1 protein-coding gene is annotated in these 232 nt (G+C 76.7%); it reads right to left on the bottom strand.

The annotated features are described in order from the left end of the window. A partial coding sequence (locus tag AC1RQI_RS17580) for a LysR substrate-binding domain-containing protein (protein ID WP_481905888.1) occupies nt 1-232 on the bottom strand: 232 nt, incomplete at both ends.

Below are 232 nucleotides of genomic sequence, written 5' to 3'. Positions count from 1 at the left end.
CGATCGCCACGCCGACGCCGCGCTCGACCATGCGGCAGACCGCGTCGAGACCGTTGAGGCGGACCCGGAGCTTGAACGGCCGGCCTGCGCGGGCGGCGTGGGTCGCCAGATGCGCCTGCAGCGCCCGGCCATGGCCGAGGCCGACCAGGGGCTCGTCCAGCACCTCCCGGAACGCGACCCCGCTGCGCCGGGCCAGGGCGTGCCCCGCCGGCACCACGAGCACGATCCGATC

The organism is Salicola sp. AFF1, assembly GCF_056783195.1.
This window is presented reverse-complemented; position numbering and strand designations above follow the sequence as displayed.